The 4,959-nt window shown below is 55.1% G+C and carries 4 protein-coding genes; 3 read left to right on the top strand and 1 reads right to left on the bottom strand.

Annotated elements, in window-relative coordinates:
• Positions 1–176 precede the first annotated feature (176 nt).
• Together Q0510_RS20240 and Q0510_RS20235 are read left to right on the top strand one after the other, a co-directional pair.
• Positions 177–545 (top strand): hypothetical protein, encoded by a 369-nt coding sequence (locus Q0510_RS20240; protein ID WP_298715722.1) that lies wholly within the window; start codon positions 177–179, stop codon positions 543–545.
• 24 nt (positions 546–569) lie between these two features.
• Entirely contained in the window at positions 570–2,840 is a 2,271-nt protein-coding gene (locus Q0510_RS20235; protein WP_298715720.1) for an excinuclease ABC subunit UvrA, read from the top strand.
• A 9-nt stretch (positions 2,841–2,849) separates the two neighbouring features.
• On the opposite strand, the gene Q0510_RS20230 is transcribed toward Q0510_RS20235, so the two are convergent.
• Positions 2,850–4,484: a M1 family metallopeptidase gene (locus Q0510_RS20230; protein ID WP_298715717.1), complete on the bottom strand. Its 1,635-nt coding sequence runs from the start codon at positions 4,482–4,484 to the stop codon at positions 2,850–2,852.
• Positions 4,485–4,604: 120 nt separating this feature from the next.
• Between Q0510_RS20230 and Q0510_RS20225 the strand changes: the two genes are divergently transcribed.
• On the top strand, positions 4,605–4,959 hold a 355-nt coding region (locus Q0510_RS20225; protein ID WP_298715715.1), incomplete at its 3' end, for an ABC transporter substrate-binding protein.

The raw sequence follows: 4,959 nt of genomic DNA, 5'->3' as shown, positions 1-4,959 counted from the left end.
CGTAACCCCAAACTGATCCAAAACCAGGAATGGGGCGGCACTTTCGTGCCCACGCTCGATTGATCCAACCCCGGTATATGCATGAAAAAAGGCCGCACAATCCATCGTGCGGCCTTTTCCTTTTATCCCGCATTGTTAAGCGGATTCCGTAATTTTCCGGCTTAAAATCCGGATACATGAAACATACAACGATACTCGCCGCCGCAGCCATCACCCTCGCCATGGCCTGCAACAACAGCCAGCCCGCGCAAAACCGGGATGCCGCACAGGATTCCGCCGCGCAAAACGTGGCTGCGCCGGAAGCCCCCGCCAATCCAGACACCACTGTTACCGGCGTTGTCATGGAAATACAGCCGGGGAAGGACGGCTATACGGCATTGCTGAAAACGGAGCAGGACGGCCGTTTCTTCGTCACCATTTCCCACGCCAACCTCACCGATCATGCATCTTACAAATCCGCCAAAACGGGAGATACCCTTACCGTAAAAGGCGATTACTGGATCATGGAAAGTTCGAACCGGATAACGGTACGGGAATTGAAGTGATGTATCCCAAACAACGGGATTATCATGCGGAAGGAACATATCATCATCAAGGGCGCGCGGGAACATAATCTGAAGAACATTTCCCTGCGCATCCCCAAGAACCGGATTACCGTTTTTACGGGCGTTTCCGGATCCGGGAAATCGTCGCTGGTATTCGATACCATTGCAGCGGAATCGCAGCGCCAGCTGAATGAAACCTTTCCTTCATTCATCCGCCACAGGTTGCCGCACTACGGCCAGCCAGAGGCGGATGAATTATCGAACCTATCACCCGCCGTGATCATCGACCAAAAGCCGATCGGTGGCAATGCCCGGTCAACCGTAGGCACGGCTACAGACATTTTCACCCTCCTGCGACTGTTGTTCTCCCGCATCGGGGAGCCTTTCATCGGCTATTCCAACATCTTTTCCTTCAATCATCCCAACGGCATGTGCCCCGAATGCGACGGGCTGGGGAAGGTGTCTGTCCTCGATACCGATCTCTTTTTCGATACCTCCAAATCCCTCAACGAAGGCGCTATCCTCTTTCCCACATTCGCCAAAGGCGGGTGGCGGTTCAGCCGTTATATCTGTTCCAACCTCTTCGACCCGGATAAAAAACTGCGGGATTATTCGGAGGACGAATGGCATCAGCTGTTGTATGCCGACGGACTGAAACTGCCCGATCCGTTGCCCTGCTGGCCGCAGTCGCAGCAGTATTATGAAGGGATCGTGCCGCGGTTTAAAAGGAGCTACCTGTCGAAGGATTCGAAAGAACTGACCGGCAGGCATAAAGCTGATTTCGAAAAAGTACTTACCCGCGGCGAATGCTCTGCCTGCAAAGGTTCGCGAGTGAATGAAAAAGTGCGTTCCTGCAAGATCGGCACTTACAACATTGCGGATTGCGCTGCCATGGAAATCCCTGTTTTGGCGAATTTTATCAACACCATCACCGATCCCCGCGCCGTTACCATCGTAAAAGCCATCGGGGAGCGGTTGCAGCAGATGATGGCTATCGGGCTGCATTACCTCACGCTCGACCGCGATACAGGCAGCCTTTCGGGCGGGGAATCGCAAAGAATAAAAATGGTCAGGCACCTGGGCAGCAGCCTTTCCGAAATGACGTACATCCTCGATGAGCCCAGTATCGGGTTACATCCCCGCGACGTTCACCAGCTCAACCAACTGCTGTTCCAGCTGCGCGACAAAGGGAATACGGTGCTGGTGGTAGAACACGACCCGGATGTCATCGCCATAGCGGACCATATCGTGGATATCGGCCCGCGTGCAGGCACGGAAGGAGGGAAGATCGTTTTTGAAGGACCGCTGGATGAGCTGAAAGTGTCGGGAACCCTTACCGGGCGTTACTGGAGCAGGGAGCGTTCCCTTCGCAGCACAGCGCGACAGCCGTCTGGCAGCATCGTTATCAAGAACGCAACATTGCACAACCTGAAAAGTGTTACGGTGGAAATCCCTACGGGTGTTTTGACAGTGGTAACAGGCGTCGCCGGGTCAGGGAAAAGCAGCCTCATCAACGGTGTACTGCCGAAACAGGTGCCGGGAGCCGTACGCATCAGCCAGTCGGCCATCAGCGGCAGCAAACGATCGCATATGGCCACTTATACCGGTATTTTCGACGAGATCAGGAGCCTGTTCGCGAAGGCCAACAAGGTAAAGGCCGCACTGTTCAGCAGCAATTCGGAAGGCGGATGCAAAGTTTGCAAAGGCGTTGGGGAAATTACCCTGGACCTGGCTTTTATGGATCCCATCACTACCATTTGCGAAGAATGCGGCGGAAAGAGATATACGGCTGAAACCCTGGCATACCGTTTTAACGGGAAGAACATATACGAAGCGCTGCAGCAAACGGTCGACGAAGCCGTTACTTATTTTACCGGTTACCACGATATCACCGGTATGCTGGAGCGCCTGCGCGACGTGGGTTTGGGTTATCTCACCCTCGGGCAGCCGCTCAGCACGCTGTCGGGCGGGGAACGCCAGCGCATCAAGCTGGCCATGCGGCTGGAGGATGCGGAAAACCAGCTGTTCATTATGGATGAACCTACGACCGGGCTGCATATGAGCGATGTAGACAGGTTGCTGGAGATATTCGCGCGCATCGTCGGCAAAGGCAATACGCTCGTGGTGGTAGAACACAACCTGGAAGTCATCAGCCAGGCGGATCATATCATCGACATGGGGCCAGGTGCGGGACGGGAAGGCGGCACAGTGGTATTCACAGGAACGCCGGATGACCTGATAGGCCACCCGGCGTCGCAGACCGGAAAATTCTTACGGCAATATCTTTCGCAGTGATGACTACGATTATTGCACTTTCTTCGGAATCACATAAAAATTCGGATCGATCCCGAATTTCGACGCGTTTTTCAATGGCATCGATTTCCACTCTGCCGTAGGCTGGAGCATGACGGGCTTGCCGGTTCCCATGCTCACGCGGATGGGCATGTCGAAACCTTTTACATCCGCCACCCATCTGTATTTCAGTTGTCCGCCGCTGATGCTGTACTCAAACACGGGCGGTTGGGTGTGGCGGAGGTATTGATCGTACACTTTATCGAAATTGATCCCTGATTTCCTGTTGATGAAATCCTCCACCTGCTGCGTGGTAACCGTCTGGTGCCGGAAGGTCTTGTTCAGCCCGCGCAGGATCTGGCGGAACTGTTCGTCGTTATTGATGATCTGGCGGATGGTGTGCACCATGTTCGCGCCTTTGTAGTACATGTCGCCGGAACCTTCGGTATTCACGCCATAGGGGCCGATGATGGGAATATCGTTGGCGATGTTTTTACGGATGCCCTGCAGGTAAGCGTTCCCCGCTTCCTTGCCGTAGCGGCATTCGGTAAAGAGCGTTTCGGAATAGTTGGTGAAGGATTCATGCACCCACATATCGGCGATGTCTTTGGTGGTGATATTGTTGCCGAACCATTCGTGGCCGGTTTCGTGGATGATGATGAAATCCCATTTCAGGCCCCATCCGGAACCGGAAAGATCTTTGCCGCGGTATCCCATTTTGTACTGGTTGCCGTAAGCCACGGCGCTCTGGTGCTCCATGCCGAGATGCGGCGTTTCCACCAGTTTGTAGGTATCCGCATAGAAAGGGTAGGGGCCGAACCAATGCTCGAAACATTGCATCATGGGCTTCACCACGCCGAAGTGTTGTTTGGCGGCGGCGAGGTGGTAATCCAGTACCCAGAAGTCCAGCGGCAGGTTGCCGGCTTCGCCTTTGTAGCTATCTGAAAAATGCGCGTAATGGCCAATGTTCAGCGCCACGTCGTAGTTGTTGATGGGATTGGAGACGAACCAGGTGAAGGTGCGCGTGGCATCGGGACCGTCTTTCACCGAGCGCAGCTTTCCGTTGGAAACATTGGTGAGCGCGCCGGGTACGGTTACTGCGATTTGCATGCTGTCGGGCTCTTCGGACTGGTGGTCTTTATTCGGCCAGAACACGCTGGCGCCCAGGCCCTGGCAGGCGCTGGCGATCCAGGGGCGGTTCAGGGAATCGGTTTTCCAGACGATGCCGCCGTCCCATGGAGCGTTCTTCGCTTCGCGGGGTTTGCCGCCGAATGTAAGGGCGACTTGTTTGATCTTTCCTTTCGGTTGATCGGCCGGCATATCGATGAAAAAGGCATTGCCTTCGCGGGTGAACGTGAGTTCTTTTCCATCCTGGACGGCTTTCCGCAGCTCCATAGGCTGCTGGAGGTCGATCTGCATCCGGTTGGGCGCGCCCGTAACGCGGTAGTGGATCACGTTGGTGCCTTCGATGGATTTGGTGTCGGGGAAGATGCGCATCGACAGGTCGTAGTACGTCACGTCCCACCAGGTGCGCTCGGGCCCGAGGGTGCCGCGCAGGGTATCCTGGCGGGTAAAGCGTTGATTGTGCTGGCTATAGGCGTTGCTTACGGTGAACAACGTCAGCAGGAAGGGCAGCAGCCTCATCATACAGGTAAAGTTTAAACGGCAATATAATCCAGTTGGGGGAGAAGGCCGGGTCTTTTTTTGACAGGCGGTTGCGCGGGCTTGCCTGGTCACGGAATTCTGTTTACCTTGATGGTCCTGTTTATGAAGTATTCCGCTTTCTTCCTGCTGATCCTTTTGTATGCCTGCGGCGAGCGCCGCGGCAACGGGAAAATGGTGTTCCGCTACAACCAGGAAGGCGGCATCCCCACGCTGGACCCCGCCTTCGCGAAGAACCAGGCCATCATGTGGGCCGTCCGCCAGGTATTCAACACCCTCGTCGAAACCGACAGTTCCCTCAACATCCGCCCATCGCTCGCGAAAAGCTGGGAGGTCTCGGCCGACAGGAAAGAATATATCTTCCATCTGCATACCCACGTCCATTTCCACGACCACGCCATTTTTCCCGGAGGCAAAGGCAGGAAGATGACGGCGGACGATGTGGTGTATTCGCTGACCC

Source organism: uncultured Chitinophaga sp., assembly GCF_937874145.1.
Lineage (GTDB): Bacteria > Bacteroidota > Bacteroidia > Chitinophagales > Chitinophagaceae > Chitinophaga.
The sequence above is the reverse complement of the archived record's forward strand: the minus strand, read 5'-3'. Positions and strand labels throughout refer to the sequence as shown.

What these genes read in the sequence shown, in the direction of transcription:
- Q0510_RS20240 (WP_298715722.1), top strand. Translation starts at nt 177, where the DNA reads ATGAAACATACAACGATACTCGCCGCCGCAGCCATCACCCTCGCCATG.
- Q0510_RS20235 (WP_298715720.1), top strand. Translation starts at nt 570, where the DNA reads ATGCGGAAGGAACATATCATCATCAAGGGCGCGCGGGAACATAATCTG.
- Q0510_RS20230 (WP_298715717.1), bottom strand. Translation starts at nt 4,484, where the DNA reads ATGATGAGGCTGCTGCCCTTCCTGCTGACGTTGTTCACCGTAAGCAAC.